At 69.0% G+C, this 19,709-nt stretch carries 18 protein-coding genes and 4 pseudogenes; 11 read left to right on the forward strand and 11 right to left on the reverse strand.

The features are described from left to right. Positions 1-160: 160 nt before the first annotated feature. Positions 161-808 (reverse strand): DUF6461 domain-containing protein, encoded by a 648-nt coding sequence (locus tag AC0666_RS26885; RefSeq protein WP_468964212.1) that lies wholly within the window; start codon positions 806-808, stop codon positions 161-163. Between the two features lie 1,221 nt (positions 809-2,029). Here AC0666_RS26885 and AC0666_RS26890 point away from each other — a divergent pair. Together AC0666_RS26890 and AC0666_RS26895 are read left to right on the forward strand one after the other, a co-directional pair. After that, positions 2,030-2,665 carry a VOC family protein gene (locus tag AC0666_RS26890; protein ID WP_214939799.1) on the forward strand — a complete coding sequence of 212 codons (636 nt, stop codon included), beginning with the start codon at positions 2,030-2,032 and terminating at the stop codon, positions 2,663-2,665. 148 nt (positions 2,666-2,813) lie between these two features. Further along, a complete protein-coding gene (locus tag AC0666_RS26895) occupies positions 2,814-3,452 on the forward strand; it encodes an EF-Tu/IF-2/RF-3 family GTPase (protein WP_468964217.1) in 639 nt (212 codons plus the stop codon). A gap of 7 nt (positions 3,453-3,459) precedes the next feature. Here AC0666_RS26895 and AC0666_RS26900 read toward each other — a convergent pair. Together AC0666_RS26900 and AC0666_RS26905 are read right to left on the reverse strand one after the other, a co-directional pair. Next, positions 3,460-3,651: pseudogene (locus AC0666_RS26900) on the reverse strand (IS5/IS1182 family transposase); the annotation flags it as partial. Further along, positions 3,611-3,781, reverse strand: coding sequence for a hypothetical protein (locus AC0666_RS26905; protein WP_478708477.1), 171 nt, complete (start codon positions 3,779-3,781; stop codon positions 3,611-3,613). The gene AC0666_RS26905 and the pseudogene AC0666_RS26900, both read right to left, overlap by 41 nt. 269 nt (positions 3,782-4,050) lie before the next feature. Here AC0666_RS26905 and AC0666_RS26910 point away from each other — a divergent pair. Further along, positions 4,051-4,299: pseudogene (locus tag AC0666_RS26910) on the forward strand (ATP-binding protein); the annotation flags it as partial. 347 nt (positions 4,300-4,646) lie between these two features. Here AC0666_RS26910 and AC0666_RS26915 read toward each other — a convergent pair. From AC0666_RS26915 to AC0666_RS26925, 3 genes and pseudogenes are all read right to left on the reverse strand, one after another. Beyond that, positions 4,647-5,180, reverse strand: coding sequence for a GNAT family N-acetyltransferase (locus AC0666_RS26915; protein ID WP_468964221.1), 534 nt, complete (start codon positions 5,178-5,180; stop codon positions 4,647-4,649). Positions 5,181-5,561: 381 nt separating this feature from the next. Continuing rightward, a complete protein-coding gene (locus AC0666_RS26920; RefSeq protein ID WP_468964333.1) occupies positions 5,562-6,545 on the reverse strand; it encodes a GNAT family N-acetyltransferase in 984 nt (327 codons plus the stop codon). Between the two features lie 45 nt (positions 6,546-6,590). Further along, positions 6,591-7,581 (reverse strand): annotated as a pseudogene (locus AC0666_RS26925) (transposase); the annotation flags it as partial. 133 nt (positions 7,582-7,714) lie between these two features. Here AC0666_RS26925 and AC0666_RS26930 point away from each other — a divergent pair. Beyond that, positions 7,715-8,047 (forward strand): transposase, encoded by a 333-nt coding sequence (locus AC0666_RS26930; protein ID WP_468964223.1) that lies wholly within the window; start codon positions 7,715-7,717, stop codon positions 8,045-8,047. A 185-nt stretch (positions 8,048-8,232) separates the two neighbouring features. On the opposite strand, the gene AC0666_RS26935 is transcribed toward AC0666_RS26930, so the two are convergent. Beyond that, positions 8,233-9,858, reverse strand: a complete 1,626-nt coding sequence (locus AC0666_RS26935; RefSeq protein ID WP_478708440.1) for a putative glycoside hydrolase — start codon at positions 9,856-9,858, stop codon at positions 8,233-8,235. A gap of 204 nt (positions 9,859-10,062) precedes the next feature. Here AC0666_RS26935 and AC0666_RS26940 point away from each other — a divergent pair, with 204 nt between their 5' ends. Continuing rightward, positions 10,063-11,073, forward strand: coding sequence for a polysaccharide deacetylase family protein (locus AC0666_RS26940; RefSeq protein WP_478708441.1), 1,011 nt, complete (start codon positions 10,063-10,065; stop codon positions 11,071-11,073). A 373-nt stretch (positions 11,074-11,446) separates the two neighbouring features. Here the strand turns inward: AC0666_RS26940 and AC0666_RS26945 are convergent. Continuing rightward, positions 11,447-11,841: pseudogene (locus AC0666_RS26945) on the reverse strand (NF041680 family putative transposase); the annotation flags it as partial. A 336-nt stretch (positions 11,842-12,177) separates the two neighbouring features. Here AC0666_RS26945 and AC0666_RS26950 point away from each other — a divergent pair. Genes AC0666_RS26950 through AC0666_RS26965 form a run of 4 tightly spaced genes read left to right on the forward strand, consistent with a single transcriptional unit; the run spans position 12,178 to position 15,905 of the window. Beyond that, positions 12,178-12,369 carry a hypothetical protein gene (locus AC0666_RS26950; RefSeq protein WP_468964229.1) on the forward strand — a complete coding sequence of 64 codons (192 nt, stop codon included), beginning with the start codon at positions 12,178-12,180 and terminating at the stop codon, positions 12,367-12,369. Between the two features lie 34 nt (positions 12,370-12,403). Then, on the forward strand, positions 12,404-13,777 hold the full coding sequence (locus AC0666_RS26955; protein WP_478708442.1) for an ATP-binding protein: 1,374 nt from the start codon (positions 12,404-12,406) through the stop codon (positions 13,775-13,777). Next, positions 13,774-14,835 carry a tetratricopeptide repeat protein gene (locus AC0666_RS26960; RefSeq protein WP_478708443.1) on the forward strand — a complete coding sequence of 354 codons (1,062 nt, stop codon included), beginning with the start codon at positions 13,774-13,776 and terminating at the stop codon, positions 14,833-14,835. Before AC0666_RS26955 ends, AC0666_RS26960 begins: the two co-directional genes overlap by 4 nt. Next, positions 14,835-15,905: a tetratricopeptide repeat protein gene (locus tag AC0666_RS26965; RefSeq protein WP_478708444.1), complete on the forward strand. Its 1,071-nt coding sequence runs from the start codon at positions 14,835-14,837 to the stop codon at positions 15,903-15,905. Before AC0666_RS26960 ends, AC0666_RS26965 begins: the two co-directional genes overlap by 1 nt. Positions 15,906-16,187: 282 nt before the next feature. Here AC0666_RS26965 and AC0666_RS26970 read toward each other — a convergent pair whose 3' ends face one another. The 3 genes from AC0666_RS26970 to AC0666_RS26980 form a co-directional block, all read right to left on the reverse strand. Further along, positions 16,188-16,697 (reverse strand): phosphotransferase family protein, encoded by a 510-nt coding sequence (locus AC0666_RS26970; RefSeq protein ID WP_478708473.1) that lies wholly within the window; start codon positions 16,695-16,697, stop codon positions 16,188-16,190. Positions 16,698-16,816: 119 nt separating this feature from the next. After that, on the reverse strand, positions 16,817-17,245 hold the full coding sequence (locus AC0666_RS26975) for a MarR family winged helix-turn-helix transcriptional regulator (RefSeq protein ID WP_468964236.1): 429 nt from the start codon (positions 17,243-17,245) through the stop codon (positions 16,817-16,819). Next, positions 17,245-17,679 (reverse strand): SRPBCC family protein, encoded by a 435-nt coding sequence (locus tag AC0666_RS26980; RefSeq protein WP_478708445.1) that lies wholly within the window; start codon positions 17,677-17,679, stop codon positions 17,245-17,247. Before AC0666_RS26980 ends, AC0666_RS26975 begins: the two co-directional genes overlap by 1 nt. A 463-nt stretch (positions 17,680-18,142) precedes the next feature. Here AC0666_RS26980 and AC0666_RS26985 point away from each other — a divergent pair, with 463 nt between their 5' ends. Further along, positions 18,143-18,733: a 2'-5' RNA ligase family protein gene (locus tag AC0666_RS26985; RefSeq protein ID WP_468964238.1), complete on the forward strand. Its 591-nt coding sequence runs from the start codon at positions 18,143-18,145 to the stop codon at positions 18,731-18,733. 169 nt (positions 18,734-18,902) lie between these two features. Next, positions 18,903-19,661, forward strand: a complete 759-nt coding sequence (locus tag AC0666_RS26990) for an ArsR/SmtB family transcription factor (protein WP_468964240.1) — start codon at positions 18,903-18,905, stop codon at positions 19,659-19,661. Positions 19,662-19,709: the final 48 nt, after the last annotated feature.

The following is a 19,709-nucleotide window of genomic DNA, read 5'->3' on the forward strand; positions in this document are numbered from 1 at the left end:
TTGGTCAGCGTGAAAGTTAAGGGGTAGGGGACGAGGGCCTGAGGATGACAATCGGTTCCTCGGCCCGGGCCCGGGCGAGGGCGGTGGCAGCCTCGGCCTCTTCACAGGTGACTTCTTTGTAGAACCGTTCCCCGTCCGCGCCGGTGACGTCGATGACGATCTAGGTCCACTTTTCGGCAGGCTGCTCCGGCACGTGCCCGAAGTGGTACTCGGCACCCTTGAGGAGTTCCTCTGTGAGCCGTACGCCCGTCAGCTGCTCGGTGAGGGCAAGAACCGCCGCCTTGGTATCGGTGCTCGGGCCCGTGCCGTCCTCGTCCTCGGTCAGGTCGAAGCCGATCTCACGCATCACCGGGACCAATTCGTCCTGGGTGCTGCCATACCTGTTCGTGGGCCATTCGAAGCCGGTCCGCAGCTCGCCGTCCTCATACCAGTCGAAGAGATCGATCGGCGCGCCCCCATTGGTGGAATGTGACACGGCCCGCCCGTTCAGCGACAGGGCCGGCAGGAACCGCGACATCCCCACGCCCCCGTTGAAGTCGAAGACGAGCGGCCAGTCACCGTCCGTGCCAGGCACGGTGAAAGCGCCCGCGATGGCGGAGTTGTCCCAGTAATCCGTCGCATCGCGATGCTCCAGATGTTCCTCGACCAGAGCATCCAGTCCCTCACCCGTGCCCTGCGGCTCGGCCTGCATCAGACGCAGCACGTCGGTGGGGGCGACGTCCCGCACAAGGCCCAGGCCGTACCCGCTCGCCATCGCGTCGCCGAACATCCGGGAGGAACGTATCCAGGCGTAATCCTGCGCAGTCACCAAAGTCGTGCACCGCAGTCTGCCCTCCGTCCTCGCCGACCGCCTCCATCTCGTCGAGCAGTGGCACGACGGCGAGCACATCATGTTCACCCCGATCGTCGAAGTCCTCCGTTGAAAGCGGCACAGGCCGACCGTCGGCCGGGCGGCCGACGGCCCACCCCAGGACGTTGTTCTAGGGTGCCGGCGTGTACGTGACTTGGTAGTCCCGCATCGGTCGGCGATGGCCCGCAGCGCGTTGTTCTCGGCCTCGTCGACGGTGAGGCCCCAGCGGAGTTTGGTGGCGGTCCATTCGGCGCCGTAGCGGCACAGTGCCCAAGCTTGAGGGGGTCCGCGGGATGTCTCACCCTGACACCGGCAAAACCGCAAGTATCCCAGCTGTCCGATCGACCGCTCAAGCCGTTGACCGGGGCGCACCTCTTTCACGTCTTCGCCACCTTGGCGGATCTTCCGAGAACCCATCGTCATCGGAACCAACGAGGGCCTGGCCGCTGCCCGTGCCCGCGGCTGAGTCGGCGGGCGCCCCAGCACCGCCAGTGAGGAGGTCATCCGCGCAGCCCTCGACCTGCTGCCCGACCGGGGCTCCATCCACTCGATCGCGAAGCTACTGGGCGTCTCTCCGGGCACCCTGCCTCGGCTGCCGCACTCCTCGCATCGCAGGAGGAGCGGCTCCAGGAGGTCCATGCGTATCGGATTCGGCCGCCGAGTGCGGAGCTGGTCTACCTGCCGTAGGCGTCGTTGCGGGCAACGGGGCTGACGTCGGCGTGGCGGCCGGGACGGAGGGCGGCGTGGCGTTGTCCGGGGCCGGGGCCGATGCTTCGTGCGGCGACGGCGTCGGCGACTGCCCCGGTGGCGAAGAGCGACCCCCGCGCAGCACGTCCAGAGTCGCGTTCGAGGTGCTGCTGTTCCAGCGATGGCTCGGCGAGAGGGCTGCCTGCCATCGACGATGCTGGGCACCGGCGGCTGCTTGAGCTCTTTACGGAGTGGCGCGCTCCTCGGCCTTTCGGACGACTGCCCGACCACTGGCAGCAGCGCTCACCCCGCAGCGGCTGATCGAGCGGGTCGTGGCCTCGACGAGGCGGCAGCGCTGCTGCCTGGCTTCGACCGGGCCTCCCCGCCGGGATGACGGTGATCGATCCGCTCCGGCTGAATCCACGGCGGACGCGGCCGGGGCGGCGGGCGTGGCGTCGGGACTTGTACGGGTTATCGGGTGATGATGGCGCAGTGCGACTTGATCACGTGTCCTATGCGGTGGCCCGCGACAGCTTCGTCTCGACCGTCCAGTGGATCGGATCGGCCCTCGGCGCCGGGTTCGTCGACGGGGGCGTGCACCCGCGATTCGGCACCCGCAATTTTATTCTCCCGCTGAGCGGCGGCACCTACGTCGAGGTCGTCACCACACTCGACCACCCCGCCGCCGACCGCGCACCCTTCGGCCAGGCGGTCGCGCGCCGCGCCGCCGAGGGCGGCGGCTGGCTCGGTTGGGTGGTCTCCGTCGACGACATCGCCCCGGTCGAGGCCCGCCTCGGCCGCACCTCGGCCGAGGGCCACCGTGTCCGCCCCGACGGGTTCGACCTGAGGTGGAAGCAGATCGGCCTGTTGGAACTGCTGGAGGACCCGCAACTGCCCTACTTCCTTCAGTGGTTGGTCCCCATCGAGGAGCGCCCGAGCGCCGACCCGCGCACCTCCACCACCATCCACGGGGTCTCCATTGCCGGCGACGCCGCCTCCATCGCCGAATTCCTCGGCGAACCGGCCGACCACCCCCTCGACCAGATCGACGTCACCTGGGTCGAGGATGAGGAACCGGGCCTGGTCTCGGTCGAGTTCGCCACGGCCCACGGCCCGGTCACGATCTGACCAGGGCCCGACTGCCCCGCGGGAGCAGCCGGCTGGGGGCTCCTGGCTGGGGCCTGTCCGGTAGGTCGTAACGGAGCTGCGATGGAATGCCTGCGTCGGCCCCTGGGCTGAGCCGCCAGCGTCGGTTGTTAGCCTCTGACTCACGTCCGTGGCTGCCACGTTCGGTCACAAGGGAGCATGGGTACTCATGGGCGGTTCTCCAGGTGCGTCAGTGGCGGGCGCAGTAGAGATGCCGTTCCTGATGCCCGTCGAAGACGTTTTTTGCCTGCAACAGGGCAGGGTGGTCATGACGACGGGTCGGATCGAACGCGGCCGGGTACGCAAGGGCGACGCGGTGGAGATCATTGGCTTGGGTGGCAGCACGACCGCTCGCATCGTGGACATCGAACAGAACCACATGTCCATCGGGGAGGCGAGGGCGGAGATGAACGTGGGGATGCTGCTGCGTGGCATTGCCGCGGACACCGTCGAGCGGGGACAGGTGCTCGCGGTACCAGGATCGGTCCGCGCCCATACCGGGTTCACTGCCGACATCACCCTGCTGTCCGAAGAACAGGGCAGTACGGAGGTTGTCTCCGGCGATCGTCTCTGTTTCCACGCCCGCACCGCCGCAGTTTTCGGCACCATCACACTGCCCGAGGGCGCCGACATAGTCCGGCCGCTTCACGGAGCCGAGGTGACAGTGGTACTCGAAGAACCTGTCGCGCTTGAGGAAGGTCAGTCCTTCGCATTCCGTCGCCACGGTCGTGCCGCCGGATCCGGCACCGTGATTAAACTCCCGCGTTGAGCTTCACTCACGAATGGAGCCAGAGCCGGATCGCCGCGAGAAAGACCGTTCCTTCAAAGACGAAGGCCCGCTTGTCGAAACGCATCGCGACAGCACTGTGGGCCTTGAGCTTGCTGATCAGCCGCTCGACTTCGCTCCGGCGGACATACCGCGCCGGGTCAAAGCCAGTGGGCCTGCCGCCCGCTCTTCCGCGACGACGCCCCGGCCACAACGAGGCTCAGCCCAAGCAGGGCCACGGCCCCGACGACGATGCCGTAGAGGAACAGCGTGCCGGTGGAGCCGGTGACCCCGTAGCCGAATACGGAGAATCCGCCGGTGCTCGTGGGCACTGCCGTCAGTGGCCACGACACCTGCCACACCGACGACCACCGCGGCGATCAGGAGGACAAGTCCGAGGACGACGAACCTGGCGCGCTCCAGAGATCTGCTCGCTGTCCCTCCACGGTAGGGCCGTCCTGCCTGGGATGCCACAGCCAGAGGGCGGATCCACCCCGGGAACAGGCGGGTACCGGCCTCCGCCCTGAGCGGCGCCGACGAGACCGTCCCAGGGCGATCCGTGCGGCGGCCTTCACCTCGGGCGCGCCGCTGTCAACCAGACATGGAACTCGACCGCCACGGCGCCGAGCTCCTCTTCCAGGTCCTGACCGAACGCGAGGAGAAGAACAGCGTCGCAATCGCCTCGAATGAGTCGTTCGGCGGCTGGACGAAGACGTTCACGGATCCACGGCTGTGCGCGGCCATCGTCGACCGGCTGACGTTCAACGGCACCATCATCGAGACCGGCACCGACTCCTACCGCCTCGCGAGCACACGAGCACGAGCTGAGGAGCCCGCGAAGGCTGGCTGACCCCTGCCGCTACCTGCCTCGACGGCCAGCCGCCCCGACGGGCGGCTGGCCGCCCCGTGTCGGCGTGCGAGTCAACGTGCACCCCCGAGTACAGCTGACGTGCACAGCGTCGTGCGGATTGACGATGAGACGGGCGGAGACAGGTGCGACGCTTCAGCCGACCGGGATCCGATCACCGGGCTCGGCGAGACCCATGAGAACGGCCCGGCCGGGCACCGTGATGTTCCGTCCCCAGCGCCCTGGCGTGGAGTGTGTGCCGCATCCGCTTCTGCCTGCCGACGCGAATGGGGACACCTGTCGCCAGGCGCACTGCACGGATCCGTCCGCAAGGTCAAACGTCGGGTGTGTCAGAGCCGTCTCGTGGTGAACAAGGTGGTCCCGTGTACCGCGTCCACTTCCTTCCGATCGGTCTCGGTGAACCCGACCTTGGCCAGCACTCTGCGAGAAGCGGTGTTCCAGTCCCAGACGGTGGCCCACAGACGTTCGTACCCAGACGATCGCGCCCATTCCAGAACCGCCAACGAGGCCTCGGTCGCGTATCCCTGACGCCAAACTCGGCGTAGCAGCTCGAATGCCAGTTCCGGTTCCCCTACCGATCCTCGCCCGCTGTCGACCAGCCCGCAATAGCCGATGACGTCACGAGACGCCTTCCGTTCGACCGCAAGCAACCCGGTCGACCACACCTTGTGGGTGCGGATCGAATCCTCGAGCTCCACGACCGTGGGGTGTCCGTCCGCGTCGATTCGGCGGTGCGGCGGCACTCGTGGATCACGTTCGGTCCACAGTTCACGCTGGACGACAGCCTCGTCTACCCGCCAAGGTCTGAGCAGCAGCCGACTCGTCTCGAGTAGAACCTCGCTGCCCGGCGCACCAACAGTCATGACAGCAACCATCTCACGGGCGAACGGGCTGTCGTGCCACGGGGCATGGCGCCGATCGTAGACGCTCGATATGCGGGACAACCGAGATCCATCCCTGAGCGTCGCCTTGGACCTGTGCACGTTCGGCGGCTCTGTCGCTGATCTTGTGATGCTGGGCGGTTGAGCTGGGCAGCCTCCGGGTGTGCGGTTCTGGGGGTTTGGTGCGGTTGTTTCCGCATCGGTCGGGTGTGGTGGTGGAGTCGATCTCGTGAGACGCGGGGGTGGTCACGTTTCGTACGCGGGCACAAGCCGACGCACGGCGTTGTCGAGGAGCTGCCAGCGGTCTTGGTGGAGGAATTGTCAAATCCTGTGGACTGACCCGACAGCCCAATGGCCGGTCGATCAAGCAAGCGGCTTGCGGTAACGGACGTACTCGTTCTGCCGCCGGAACCCCACACTCTCGTAAAGGTCGTAGGACCGGTGCGGATTTGCCGTGCCCGTGAACAGCCGAGCGGTCGTTGCACCCTGCTCGCGAAGGCTCCGCAGCCCGTCCAGCAGCAGGACCCGGCCGATTCCGAGGCGTCGCTGGTCCGTCCGGACACTCAGTTCTTCCACCTCGCCCACGGTGTGGTCGTGACGGTGGATGGAGCAGAGGGCGACGCCGACCATGTCCTGCCCGTTCCAGGCAGCCCTCCAGCATGTCGGGTCGGCGGTGTCGACGAAGTCCTGGAAAGGCCATCTCTGAGTGAAACCGGGGTCCGCGTACGAATCGACGACCGTCCTCCAGGCTGCACGGTAGTGGCTTGTCCCGATCGGCCCTGTCCGTATCCCGGCTGGCAGCTCGCTGCCCGGCTCGGGCACCCGCTGCAGATCGCCCAGCTCCAGCTCGACCAGGCTGAAGACACGCCGGTAGCCGGCTGCGCGCAGAAGTGCCGTGGCGTCCTGCTCGGAGGCCATGGCGTTCGCGCCGATCACTGCCGTCCGCGCCGTTCCATGCTGTTTGACGAGCTGGCGGATCCGCTCTTCGGCCCAGCTCAGCATGGCTGAGCCGATGCCCTGGCCGCGATGCTCGGGCAAGAGGTAGCCGCGGTGCAGGTACAGCCACGTATCGTCCCGCTCTTGCCACCACCGGATCGTCGAGTAGCCGACGACGCTCCCGTCGAGCACCACCAGGATCTGGTTCTTGGACGGCTCCTCCAACTTGGCAGAAGCTTCGGCGATCTCGGCCGCTGTCGGGAGCCCTTCCACTACCGAATGGACATCGACCCGGTCCCGTTCAACACACCCCAGCCGCACCGCGGCCATGGCGCCGTGGTCTTCGTCGCCGCGATACGGCCGGAACCCGAAGCCGACCGGAAGGTCCTGTCCTGCCGTGCCATCCAACATGACCGGATGTTCTCGAACTTCGAGGCAGGTCCGCCACCCTATCCACGCCGCGGTCGTCTGCGGCCGTTCAACGAGCCGGCCGCGTTCAAGGCGGGCCCCCGCGCGGACGAGGGCAACGAGGTGGGGTGCATTCACGGCTCGCCAGCGGGCCTGGGCGGACTCGACGAGCTTGAAGACCATCGCCAGGGCGGCGGCCCGGGATCCGGCGCCCTTGGTAACCTTGGTCCGCAGACGGGCGGTCGCGAAGGTCGACTCGATGGGGTTGGTTGTCCGCAGGTGGATCCAGTGCTCGGCGGGGAAGTCGTAGAACGCCAGCAGGTCATCCTCGTCATCGACGATCTTCTTGACGGCCTTGGGGAACTTCGCGCCGTACTGCTTGGCGAACGCCTTGACCGCGGCGGCCGCGTGCTCCTTGTCCTCGGCGTTGTAGATGTCCTGGATAGCCTTCTTTGCCGCAGGCTGAGCTGACTTCGGGAGGCTGCGAGGCGCCTCCAGCCGTATGCGCAGGTGGATACCGTCGGCCCAGACGTGGACGTAGTCCGTGGCGGACAGGTCGCGCTCGCTGAACGCCTTGTGGTCGGCCTGCCACTGGGCGGTCAGCCGGGTGACGCTGGCCGGCGACAGGCCCGCCGAGGAGCCGAGGAACTCCTCGAGCGCGGGCACGAAGTCCCCGCTAGACAGGCCGTGGAGGTACAGGAGCGGCAGCACCTCGCTGATCTCCGGGGACTTGCGGCACCACGGCGGCAGGATCACCGAGGATAACCGCTTGCGCTCGCCGGTTGCCCCGTCGATGCGCTTGTAGTTGATGCGTGGGGCCTTCACCTCGATCACCCAGGGCCGCGGTGGTGACCTTCCTGGGCTGGTGATAGCCGTTGCGGACCACCAGGCGGCGCCCACTCTCGTCGCGCTGGTCAACCAACTCGGCGATGTAGGAGTTGACTTCATCCTCCAGAGCGGCGACCAGTATCCGCCTCGCGCCCTCGCGGACGATGTCGTCGATCAGAGAACCGGTCCCGGTCGTTCCATCGGCATTCACTACGCTCAGCACGGGCGTGCCTTCCCAACCGACGGTGCAACGCCGGCCTACTCGATGACCAGAAGTCGATCACTCGGGAAGGTACGCCCTTCGCGTCCGGGCCCTGACCCCGGATTTTGGACAACGGAGACACTTGGATCTTGGTGGTCCAGGAGAACGGAGTCCCCGTGGGGATGAAGCATTACCCCGCGAGTTCAAGGCGGACGCGGTCGCCTTGTACCGGTCGAGGCCGGGAGCGACGATCAAGTCGGTGGCCGGCGATCTCGGGGTGAACACCGAGACGCTGCGGAATTGGATCCGGGCCGCCGACGGGCGCCGCCCCGGCGCCCATTCCGCACCGTCGGCCGCTGCGCAGTCCGGCGGCGACGGCGTGCAGGCAGAACTGGCCGCGGCACGCAAGAGGATCCGTGAGCTGGAGGAAGAACGCGACATCCTGCGCAAGGCGGCCCGGTATTTCGCTCAGTAAGGCCCGTCAGGTCCCAGAAGTCCGCGCTGTTGCCTCCGATCCGGTTCAGCACTTCGGTGAGCCCGGCCGGGACCGCCGGCTCCGGGCACTCGCCGCAGTGCGTCATACCAGCTCACAGCACTCACCTGATGGCGCCCCGCCTCCCACACGGCCGACGGCGACTCGGACACGCATAGCCGGCCCCGTCAGCGAGTGGCGATCTGCTGGAGCGCCGCGCCCTGGTAGCGGGCACCGGCGTTCCACAGGATGAAGGAATTCATCTTGTTGGCCGCCGCGGCCTTGATCTGTTCGGCCACCTCGCCCGGCCCGTAGGTGCTGCCCATGGAGAAGTCCTGGAGCCACGGGACGATTGCGGTCTGGGTGCCTTTCACCTGGCGGGCGAAGTCGGCGAGCGAACGCTGCACGATCGCATACGGGGCGGTGTCGGGCTCCTCGACGCCGTACTCTCCCGGCCCCCAGTGGGACGGGTAGACCATCGGTGCGATGTAGTCGGTGACCTTGGCCAGGGACCCGATGTCCTGCGCGATCTCGGTGGGCCGGGTGGCGGCGATACCGAAGACCGAGACGCCGAGGTACTTGACGTGCGGACGCAGCGCGGTCCGGGTGTCGGCGACGAACGAGGTGATGGACTGCTCGGGCGTGGCGGTACCGATGCCCGGGAAGCGCATGTTCGACAGCGGACCGTCCGGGCGGCGGACGTAGTCGTAGAGGATGTCGTCGAAGCCGAGCCGAGCCGCTTCGACGGCGAGGTCCCGGTTGTACTTGCGGACGGTGGGGTTGGCGAAGTTCGTGAAGGAGAGGGCTCCGTAGTGGCCGCCGTCGTAGGGTTGCCCGTCCGGCGTCAGAACGAGCTGGTCGCGCTTGCCGGACTTCCAGGAGGCCGCGGCGAGCTTGGGGTCGCGGAAGGCCACGATACGGCCGATGACCTGGGCGCCGACGGCGTGGATCTCGGCGATCGCCTTGCCGGCGTCGTAGTAGCCCTTGGCCGCGCCGATCTGGCGGGCCAGCGGCACCTGGGAGGCGTACCCGACCTCGCCGTCCTCGTCCTTGACGTCCAGCTCGACGGCGTTGAGCTTGCCGCTGCGAACGAGGGCGAGGATGTTGCCGCGCAGGGTGTCGTCGCTCCACCCGATGGCGGTGATGTGTGCGGCACGGATCATGGGGCGGCGCCCCCGGGTGGACACGTCCGTGGTGGTGGTGTTTCCGGCGCGGTCCACTGCTGTGACCGTAGCGACGGGGGTGCCCTTCGGGACCGTGACCTTGAAGGCCCCGGCCTTGTCGACGGGGACCTTCTTGCCGTTGACGGCCACCTCGGCGTCGGTGGAGGCATTGCCGGTGATGGTCACGGGGGCGGCGGCGTTCTTGATTTCGGGGTCGGCCACCTTCAGCTGGGGAGCGGTGGCGTCCACACTGAAGCCCACGACCTTGCGGTATGAGGCGAAGGGGAGGCTGCTGTCGCCCACTACCACCAAGGTGTGCCGGCCCTCGGTGAGGTGGGGGAGGGCCAGTTTCAGGCGAGCGCCCTCAGCTGTGACGCGGACCGCCGTGCCGTCCAGGGTGGCGCGCAGCTTGTCCCTGCTGCCGGCCTCCTCGGTGGCGAGGTAGGCGCTGACCTGTGCGGCCCTGCGACCGTCGAGGACGGCGGCGTCGCTCAGACCCTGGATGCACGGACCCGGCGCGAGGATCGTCCAGGCTCCGACGCCCGTTGCGGTCAGTGCGAGCGCCCCGCTCGTCGCTATCAGGGCGCCTCGACGGGCCGGTCGGCGGGGACGGAAGGAGGGGGTCGAGTGCGATATGCGTCTGGGGGACATCATGACGTCCTTCGTGCTGTGGGCCGGATGCTGCCTCCATTCATTGCCGCTCGATGTCCCACTCGCTACGTTCTGGCCGTATTTCACACGAACGCCGCGTTCGGTTCCCGGCGTGGCGGCTACGCCATGTAGGGGGTGGTTCGGTATGCGGGCTCCTGCTGGAGGTAGGGATGGCGCGACACGTTCGCCTTGGAGGGGCTTCTCATGCGCCATCCGCTCGTCCCGCTCGGCATCCTGGCCGGCGCCGCCGTGCTCGCCTCCGGCTGTTCCCCGGGGCCGTCACCGGCCGCCCGGGAACGCCGTGCGGCCGTTTCACCCGCGGCGGTCAGCACCGTCGCAGCGAAAGCGCCGGCAGAGGTCGGCGCCAACGAACTTGGCCAGGTGCCAGTGCTGATGTACCACCAGCTCACCGAGAGACCGGCCAGCGTCTACGACCGCACCCCGGCTGATTTCAGGGCCGAACTGGAGCGCCTCGCGCGGGAGAACTACGTGCCGGTGACCGCCCGGGACTTCCAGACGGGCCGCATCGACATCCCGGCCGGCACCCACCCGGTTGTCCTCACCTTCGACGACTCGACCAACAGCCAGGTGCGCCTCAACCCGGACGGCACCCCGGCGCCGGACACGGTCGTCGCCATCTTGACGGAGATGGCGAAGAAATACCCGGGGTTCACGCCGGTGGCGACCTTCTTCGTCAATGCTGAGGCCTTCTCGGCGACAGGTTCCGCCAAGGCCCTGACCTGGCTGAAGGAGCACGGGCACGAGGTCGCCAACCACACCGAACGCCACGAGAACCTGCGCTCCCTGGACCAGGCGGGCGCCACGCGGGCGATTGCCGCCGGACAGCAGGCGATCGAGAAGGCGGCGCCGGGGACGCAGGTCACGTCGCTCGCCCTGCCCTTCGGTGCCATGCCTCAGCCAGCCGGGGTCGCCATAAGGGGAACGGGCTACCGCTACGACGGCGTGTACCTCGTGGGGGCCAACCCCTCGGTCTCGCCGTTCGCGAAGGCGTTCACGCCCGGCGCGATCCCTCGGATCCGCTCGGCGGGGCCCGAGGACGAGGACGCCGAGTTCGGTTCGTCGCGCTGGCTGGACAAGCTCGCCGCTGGGAAGAACCGGTACGTCTCGGACGGGGACCCGAACACCGTCGCCTTCCCGAGCGCCTCGCGGAACGAGCTGTCGCCGGCCTTCGCGAAGCGGGCCCGGCCGTACTGAGCCATGAAGGCAGACCAGTACGGGGCGGTGGCCGGGGAGGGCCGAGAAGGCGATGGTCCTGAGTGCGTAGTCCCCGCTGGGGAACGGTCGATCGTGGGGGGAGTTCGAAGGCGCGGAGTACCGCATCCACGGCCTCCCGCTGGTGTGGTCGGAGCTGCTTCGTTATGTGACCGCATCCAGGAACTCCCGTGCTTCGAAGGGCTGCCGCAGCATTTCCACACACCGCAGCCGCCGTCCTCGTACTCACTCCAGGGGTTGCGGTACGGGTCCCGCACGAACTCTCGCCAAATGCTCACGGACTCGGCCGTGACGCCAGGCCAGAGGTAGTTCCGGCTCCCCTCGACCCTGGCAACTTCGCGGCCCGGCCCCGGCCGTGCTCCACGTCGAACCGGCGAAGGAATGCCTGCCAACAGCGATCGACCTCCTGGGGATCGGCGCCGGTCCCGACCACCCCAGCCAGACGGGCTTGTTCACCCCGCCGCTGGGCAGCTTCTCGACCGACAGGCGGATCACGGTGCCCTCGATGATCGGCAGCGGCCCTTCGTGATCGCCCCATGCCGCCCGGCGGGTGAGCCGGGGATGCAGCCGGTCCCACGCCTGCGCCGTTGCTGTCCCATACTTGTCGGTGTCCGTGAGGGTGACCGCGTCTGGATCACCCCAGGTCTCGGGCCGGCCTAAGACGAACTCACCGCCCTGCTTGGGCGGGCGGCCGCCCTGCGGCGGGCAGATCCACGGCACCGGAACGGGCTTACGCACCACCCGGTCCGAGAGCCCGTCGTAACCCGCGTCCCTCCACGGCACTGGTCGAACTCGCCCGTGCCTACGCTGCGGTGGCCTCCGGCAGTACTCGTCGGTGAGGGCGGGCGGCTGGGTCACGGTGATCTGGCCCGGGATCCTGCTCGTCCTGACGGGCTCTCCGGCCGGCGGCAGCCTGGCTACGGGTCGGCGTCGAAGGCAGCTGCCTCACCGATGTGTTCGATGGTGCCTGGCAGGTCGTCCAGGCGATCTCGCGGAGACGCTGCCCAGCTACCTCGATTCCCAGGCGGCCCAACACCTGGCCACCAGCGACGGCACCACGCCGCGTCCCGCGGACGAGCTGCGTCTGTGCGTTCCGCTCTCCGCTCCAACCAGTTCGGCCGGACCGCAGAATGTGGCCCGGCGGCCGGGGTGGCGTACGAGCAGAAGCTGGACGGGTTCGGCACCATCGAGCTGCACGAGATCACCGGGGACCGGATTGGCCGACGCCGCTGGACCAACGCGCTCCTCGCGTCTGTCGACCTCGACCGCACCCGGTGACCGAGAGCCGCGGGCCGCTTTCTAGGCTGACCCCATGTCCGACGAGTCACCACTCATCCGTAGCGTGCGGGCGGCTGTCGCCGCCGCTCCCGAAGACGTGCCCCTGCGGCTGCACTTCACCGAACTGCTCCTGGCGGAGGGGAGGCACGACGAGGCCGTCACGCAAGCCGCTGTCGCGCTGCAGCACGCGCCGGGCGACGAAGCCGTACGGGACCTGATGGTCCGCGCCATGCAACTGCCCACGGCCGGCACGCCCCCGCCCGCGGCCACCGCAACGCCGCCCCCGCCCACCACTACCCCGCCCCGGGCCGCCGTGTCCGCCGCCCCCTCACCCGCCACGGACGGCACCCAACCCCCTGCCTTCGACTGGACCGCCGCCGAGCAGGAAGTCGCCGACGTCGTCGGCCCCCGCTTCGCTGCCGACCCCACCGATCCCACTGACCACGCCGACCCCGCCGACGCAGACAATGCCACCGAGGCCCCCCTGACCGCGGACGGCAGCGGCGACCCGGCCGACGCGTCCGCCTGGGACATCGACGCCCCCGGCGACGTACGCCTCGCCGACGTCGGCGGGATGCAGCAGGTCAAGGACCGGCTCGAAGCCGCCTTCCTCGCCCCGATGCGCAATCCCGAACTCCGCAAGCTGTACGGCAAGTCGCTCCGCGGCGGCCTGCTCCTCTACGGCCCGCCCGGCTGCGGCAAGACGTTCATCGCGCGGGCCGTCGCCGGCGAACTCGGTGCCGGTTTCATGTCGGTCTCGCTCTCCGACATCCTCGACATGTACATCGGCACCTCGGAGAAGAACGTTCACGACATCTTCGAGGCCGCCCGCCGCCAGGCGCCCTGCGTGGTCTTCCTCGACGAGCTGGACGCGCTCGGCGCCAAGCGCTCGCGCATGCACCATAGCGGTCTGCGCAATGTCGTCAACCAGCTTCTCACCGAGCTCGACGGCATCAACGCCGCACAGAACGAAGGCGTCTTCGTGCTCGCCGCAACCAACGTCCCCTGGGACGTGGACCTCGCCCTGCGCCGCCCCGGCCGCCTGGACCGCACCCTGCTCGTGCTGCCGCCCGACGCCCCGGCCCGGGAGGCGATCCTCCGCTACCACCTGCGCGAGCGCCCCATCGAGTCCGTCGATCTCGGAAAGATCGTCAAGGTCACCGAGGACTTCTCGGGCGCCGATCTCGCCCATGTCTGCGAGAGCGCGGCCGAGTATGCGCTCCTGGACTCCGCCCGTTCCGGCACCGTCCGCATGATCGGCACCAAGGACCTCCTGAACGCGGCCAAGCAGATCAAGCCGTCCAGCGAATCCTGGTTCGCCTCCGCCCGTAACGTCGCCATGTTCGCCAACGACGGCGGTATGTACGACGACCTGGTCGCCTACCTGAAGAAGAAGCGCAAGCTGTGAGTGGAACATCCCTGCACCCACGGGTCGAACAGGCCCTCGAGCTCTATGGCATGAAGCGGCGCGAGGAGGCCCTCGCCCTCCTTGACCGGCGTCTCGCCGAGGCACCCGACGACCACGAGGCGTGGACCGCGCGCGCCCGCTGCCTCACCGCTCTCGGCCGCAACGAGGAGGGGCTCGACGCCGCCGACCAGGCGCTGAAGCTCGAACCCGAGCTCGCCGACGGCCACTTCATGCGCGGATTCGCCCTGCGTAGGATGAGCCGGCTGCCCGAGGCCGAGCAGTCGCAGCGCGAGGCCATCCGCCTCGCACCGCAAAGCTGGGGCCCGCGTGCCCAGCGTGCCGAGATGCTGATCTTCGTGGGGACGAAGGAGGAGGCACTCCAGGAGGCCCAGGAGGCCGTACGGCTCGGCCCCGACGTCGTCGACACATGGCACACCATGTACAAGGTCGCCGCGTTCAACAGCCGCTCCGACCTGGTGCAGGAGTCCGTGCGGCAGCTCCTGCGCATCGACCCGACCGACCAGCTCGCCGTCACCGAGGTCACGGAGCGCGAGGTCCGCAAGCCCGGCACGTCCGCCGCCCGGGCCGCCGACCTCTACGCCGGCGCACTCGCCGCCGCCCCCGACTCCGAGTCGCTCCGCTCCGACCTCGACAGGGCCGTCTACCGGATGCTTCGCGGCACCCGGTGGCTCGCCCTGCTCTGCCTGGTCATGGCCGCCGTCACCGTCGACGTCTTCCCCACCGGGGGTGGGGCGAAGGAGCTGCCCGCCCATCTCGGCACCCGGCTGTGGGCGCTGACCCTGATGGCCGCGGTGTGGGGCTTCGGGGCCTGGCGCCGCTACCGGCGGCTGCGGACCGGGGCACAGCTCACCGTGTTCGCGCTCGTGCGCCGCTCGTTCTGGCCCAGGGTCGTGCTCGGTCAGGCCACCTGGGCCACCCTGTGCGCGCTTCTGCTCGTCGCTCTTCCGTGGAGCGAGCGCACCGTCCCGCAGGTCCTGTTCTGGCTGGCACTCGTACCGAACCTGCTCAGCATCACCCACGACCGGGACAAGGTCTGATGAGCCGGGTCCTGCAACGGGCCGACGCCCTCTTCGACCTGGGGCGCTACGAGCAGGCCGCCGCACTCGCCGCCCAGCACCTCGCCGGCGACCCCGACGACGCCAACGCACTCGTGCTGCTCGCCCGCTGCCGGCACGGCCTCGGCGACGAACAGCAGGCGCTCACCGCCGTCGAACACGCCCTGCGCGTCGCCCCCGAGTCGGTGAGCGCCTGGCTGATGCGCACCCACGTCCTGCTCGCCCTGAAGGAGTACGAGCAGGCCGAGAAATCCGCCCAGCGTGCCGTCGAACTCGCCCCGCAGTACTGGGCGAGCCACTACACCCTCGGCATCGTCCTCCACCGCGCCGTCCGCGGGAAGCGCAAGCGGGCCGCATACGAGTCGGCCCGCACGGCCGCCGCCCTCGCCCCTGAGGAGAGCGACGCGCACTTCCTCGTCGGCCTGACCGCCCACCACGCCGGCAACCACCGAGTCGCCCAGCAGGCCTACGAGACGGCGCTGCGCCTCGACCCGGACAGCAGCCAGGCCCACAACAACCTCTCGCTGCTCCATCTGCGCCGCCGCTGGCTCCGTCCCGGCTCGTGGACCCGGGCCGCTGAGGGCTTCGTCCAGTCTGCCGCCCTCGACCTGGACGACCGGCAGGCCCGCTACAACCTGGAGAACATGGCCTGGGGGACGGTCATGGGCTCCCGCTGGGTGGCCCTCGTCGGAACCGTCGCGGTGTCGTTGGGCTCTGCCCACCTGCGTGCGGGCGCCGCCGGCACTGACGCCCTCGTCACCTACCTGGTGTGCGCGGCCGTGCTGGTCGGCAGCTGGGGAGGCTGGCTGCTGTGGCAGACCCGGCGGGTTCCGCCCCACCTGCGCCGTCCCCTCCTGCTGGTGTCGCGCGGCTGCCGGCCGGTCCTCGGGATGACGTTCCCCATCGCGCTGCTCATCGTCCACTCGGCCTTGGCGCTGGTGCTGTGGCGCAGCGCCGTGTTCGCCGCGCTTGCGATTCCGCTGTTCTTCTTCGCGATCGTCACGTCCGTGGCCGGCCGTACCGCCCTCCAGCAACGCGCGCCGAAGCCGTAGGAGGCAGGGAAGCGGCGCAGGAATCATGAATGTGTTGGATTCTGGCCCCATCTCGTGAGCGGTGGGGCCGCGCTCGTTGTTGTGGTTCAAGGGGAGTGGGTCGGGGAGACGGTCGGGCCGGATATGTGGGGGACGTGCCGGGGGCATCGGCGGCTGTGGGGCTCTTCACCACCTGGCACGACCAGCGCCGACTGCACACCTTGGGCGACCGCGGCCCGCTCACCAGCAAGCGGATTCAGCAAGCTGGCACGTACTCAGGCTGGTGGTGATGCTCGAGTCGGACTACAGGATGTTCCATGGGAGCGTGATGTCGCGCTGGCGCAGGTCGTTCACTCGCTTCTTGATTTCGGAGAGGCTTCCTGGCGCGTGATGGACTTTGCGGGCGTTAGTAGTGATCATGCGTAGTTCGCGTATGTCTCGCAGGGTTTCGTATCCCGGCCATTCGGTGATGTGGGTGCCGTAGGTGTCGGCGAATGCCGGGTAGTCCTTGCCGTTTCGGAACCGCCGGCTGTGGACTTCGATCGTGATGAGGTCCCATTCCGGCTGTCCCAGCGCTGCGGTGTCCCAGTCGCAGAGAACCACGGAGTCGCGATCGAACAGAGCGTTGCGGTGTTGTGGGTCGCCTTGGACGAGGGCTGGGGGAAGGCCGAACTTCACCAGGCCGAGATCTGCTTCGAGGCGGTCGGCTTCTCCCCGGAGGAAGCGAAGGTCATCCGGTGACAGGACGGTGAGGGATCGGCGGATGGCCCGGAGGTTGTCGTGGGCTGGCAGCTCGAAGGGGGGCAGGCCGATGGGCGGAGCGGACGGTCAGGAAGGAGTCGCCGTTCCTCGGCGTTGGGGCGGACCGGGTGGTGTCACGCGGACACCGTCGGGCGACGGATTTGGGCCCGACGGTGTCCGCGTTGGGGGCTTCAGGATTCGGGGTTGGCCAGGCGGCTGAGCATGGTTACGGCGTCGTCGTGCGCCACCGGCTGGAAGAAACGTGCGTCGACGTTCTCGACGGCGGCGATCGCGCGCGGAGCCAGCTCGGCTCCGGCACTGGTGACACGCAGCCGTTTGGCGCGGGTGTCGGCGGGGTCGAGCTCGCGCTCGATCAAACCCTTGGCCTCCAAGGCGCGCAGGACCTGCGAGGTCATCTTGACGTCGGTGCCGGCCTGGCGGGCCAGGGCCTGCTGGTTGGGGTGTTCGCCGTGCGTGTTCAGCCACCAGGTGCAGGCAAGCAGAACGAACTGGACGTGGGTGAGGTCCATTGGGCCGAGGGCCGCGTTGATATCGCGCTGCCAGCGCAGCGTGGCGTGCCAGAGCAGGAATCCGGGGCTGTCGCCGGGGCTGAGGGCCATCAGTCCTGTGCCAGCTTGACCAGGGCGGCCATGGTCTCGGGCCAGTCCGCGGTGACGGCCGGACCGATCCGCGGGCCGAGCTGGTCGGCGCCGGTGCCGGTGATCTCCATCCGGTACGTCAGTCGAGTGCGGCCTCGCTCGCCCTGGTCGAGCCGGTGAATGGTGCGAAGGAGCAGCCCGTCGAACCGGGCCTCGTCCACAAACAGTTTGTTGACGGTCGCCTCGGCGACGAGGAGGTGCACCGGGTCCTGGCCGGCTGGCGTCATCACGATCTCAGCGCCCGCCGCGAACGGGCCGCTGATCTGGATGCTCGCGATGTCGGTGTTCCAGACTCCCCAATTCTCGACGTCAGCCCACAGACGCCAGATCGCCTCGGGTGCGGCGTCGGTCTCGGTGCTGTGCTCGTACGTCCACATCAGTGGCCTCCTGGTCAAGAAGATTCTCTTCGAGAAGACTATCTGTGCGGAGATTATCTGTCTACACGCCCCTCAGCGCCCCTCCTTCGCCCCAGGGGCAGCCCTCACGCAGCACTACTGCTACGTCAACCCCCGAAAGACTTCCGGAGCCGACCACTAAGCCGCTCACCGGCCGCTCTCCGACAGCGCCAGAGCCACGAACCAGCCTCTTTCGGCCGTCTGCTTGAGAGGCGATGACCGTGGAGCACAGCAAAGAGGCGGAGCCGGCCGGGCTGCCGGTTCGCGCGCCACAGGAGCAGTGGGTCCGCCGCCGGCCGGGCGGGTGGCAGCCCATGAAGACGGACCTGTTTGCCGGTGCGGCGGACGTGGAGACTTGCGCTTCGGGCCGGGTGAAACGCGGTTGGCCCGCGGGGAGGGTGTGGCGTGAGCAAGATGCGGAGCCTGACGAGCGAGCTGGGCCTTTCGCGGCGAGTGCCGGTCGATGCGGAGCAGGCGTTGCGTATGCGGGCGGACTGGGACCGCTTTCCTTGGTGCCCACCGCCCCTTCGACCTTCGCTTCGAGGTCTGCGGGCGGTTCCCCGACGTGCTCTTCCTGGTGCCGACACCGGAGGGTCCGATGCGGGCCCTTACTCAAGCCGTCTGCGAGCAATGGCCGGAGGTCCCGCCCTATGGGGGCCGGTTCGCCGAGATCATCCCGCACCTGACGGTGGCCCACGGTCAGGAGCCGAGCGTATTCGACGAGGCCGAGGCCGCCCTCACCGGCCGTTTTCCGGTCACCGCCCACGTTTCGGCGGTTCAGCTGTTGGTTTGCGACGGCGAGCCCTGGCATGAACAGGCGGCCTTTCCCCTGCGCGGCCGAGGAAGATCTTCTCGATGCGGTCGTCACGGCTGGCGAGGTCGCCGTACCGAACGTCGCAAACCGTCAGGATCCGTCCGGAGCTGCGAAGCGGAGATCACCGCGTGGGTCGAGGCCAAGTGCGCGGCGGTCGCCCGGCGGCTCCGCGGCGAGGGGCGGGCAGCTGGACTCGGAACGGCAACCGGGCCGAGAAGGGCGGGCGCCGGGGCCGGGTGACCTGACGCCCCTGACCGGCACAGCAGCCGCCCGACCTGCCCGCGCCTGGTGCACCCTGCCCCATGCCTGGTGCGTCCTGCGACTTCACACCCTGCGCCGAACCCCACGAGCCGAGCTGAGGGCCCCCAACCATTCGCCACTCAGCGAAGCTTTGCGGCACGCTGGAGGCATGAACGACATACGGGCCGCACGGCCGACCGCTGCCCACGCCGACACCGACACCGACGCACCCGACCCTGCGGCGCGCCTGGCCGCCCTCGCCGCGGCGCTGGCCGACGAGACCCGGGCCGCCATCTGCATGACTCTGCTCGAAGGGCGCGCCTGGACCGCGGGTGAGCTGGCGCGGATCACCTCGGTCGCGCCGTCCACCGTCAGCGGCCACCTGGCCCGGCTGCTCGACGCGGGCATCTGTGTGACCGAGCGGCAGGGCCGCCACAGCTACGTCCGGGTCGCCGACGCGGCGACGGCCCGCCTGGTGGACGAACTGGCATCGCACGCGATTCCGGGCCGGGACGCCGCGCACGCGGTGCCAGTGGTCTCCGCGCCCGACCCGCTGGCCCGCGCCCGCACCTGCTACGACCACTTCGCGGGGCGGTTCGGCATGGCGGTCACCGATGCAATGGAGCGGCGCGGCCTGCTGTGCACCGAGGGTGCCTTCCAGCTGACCGAGGCGGGGCGGGAGTGGTGCGGGCGGGTCGGCGTCGACCTCGCCCACCACGGGCGCAGGCCGCTGGCGAGCTCCTGCCTGGACTGGACGGAGCGCCGCCGCCACCTGGGCGGCCTGGCCGGGGCGCGCCTGTGCGCGCGGGCGCTGGGGGAGGGGTGGGTGGTACGGCCGGAGGGCGGTGGGCGCGGGCTAGAGGTGACCGAGACCGGGGAATCGGCCTTCGACGCCTTGCTCGGGATCGTTCCAGCTGCTTGGACCTGAGCTGAACATTTCGGTAGACGCCGAAATGTTTGCTCGGTAGGGTGCGGT

It is taken from the genome of Streptomyces sp. NPDC043680 (genome assembly GCF_056436685.1).

Bases quoted from the DNA above. Each gene is read 5' to 3' on its own strand.
- AC0666_RS26915 (WP_468964221.1), bottom strand. From the start codon at position 5,180: ATGACTGTTGGTGCGCCGGGCAGCGAGGTTCTACTCGAGACGAGTCGG.
- AC0666_RS26920 (WP_468964333.1), bottom strand. From the start codon at position 6,545: ATGTTGGATGGCACGGCAGGACAGGACCTTCCGGTCGGCTTCGGGTTC.
- AC0666_RS26935 (WP_478708440.1), bottom strand. From the start codon at position 9,858: ATGTCCCCCAGACGCATATCGCACTCGACCCCCTCCTTCCGTCCCCGC.
- AC0666_RS26940 (WP_478708441.1), top strand. From the start codon at position 10,063: ATGCGCCATCCGCTCGTCCCGCTCGGCATCCTGGCCGGCGCCGCCGTG.
- AC0666_RS26955 (WP_478708442.1), top strand. From the start codon at position 12,404: ATGTCCGACGAGTCACCACTCATCCGTAGCGTGCGGGCGGCTGTCGCC.
- AC0666_RS26965 (WP_478708444.1), top strand. From the start codon at position 14,835: ATGAGCCGGGTCCTGCAACGGGCCGACGCCCTCTTCGACCTGGGGCGC.
- AC0666_RS26975 (WP_468964236.1), bottom strand. From the start codon at position 17,245: ATGGCCCTCAGCCCCGGCGACAGCCCCGGATTCCTGCTCTGGCACGCC.
- AC0666_RS26985 (WP_468964238.1), top strand. From the start codon at position 18,143: ATGCGGAGCAGGCGTTGCGTATGCGGGCGGACTGGGACCGCTTTCCTT.
- AC0666_RS26990 (WP_468964240.1), top strand. From the start codon at position 18,903: ATGAACGACATACGGGCCGCACGGCCGACCGCTGCCCACGCCGACACC.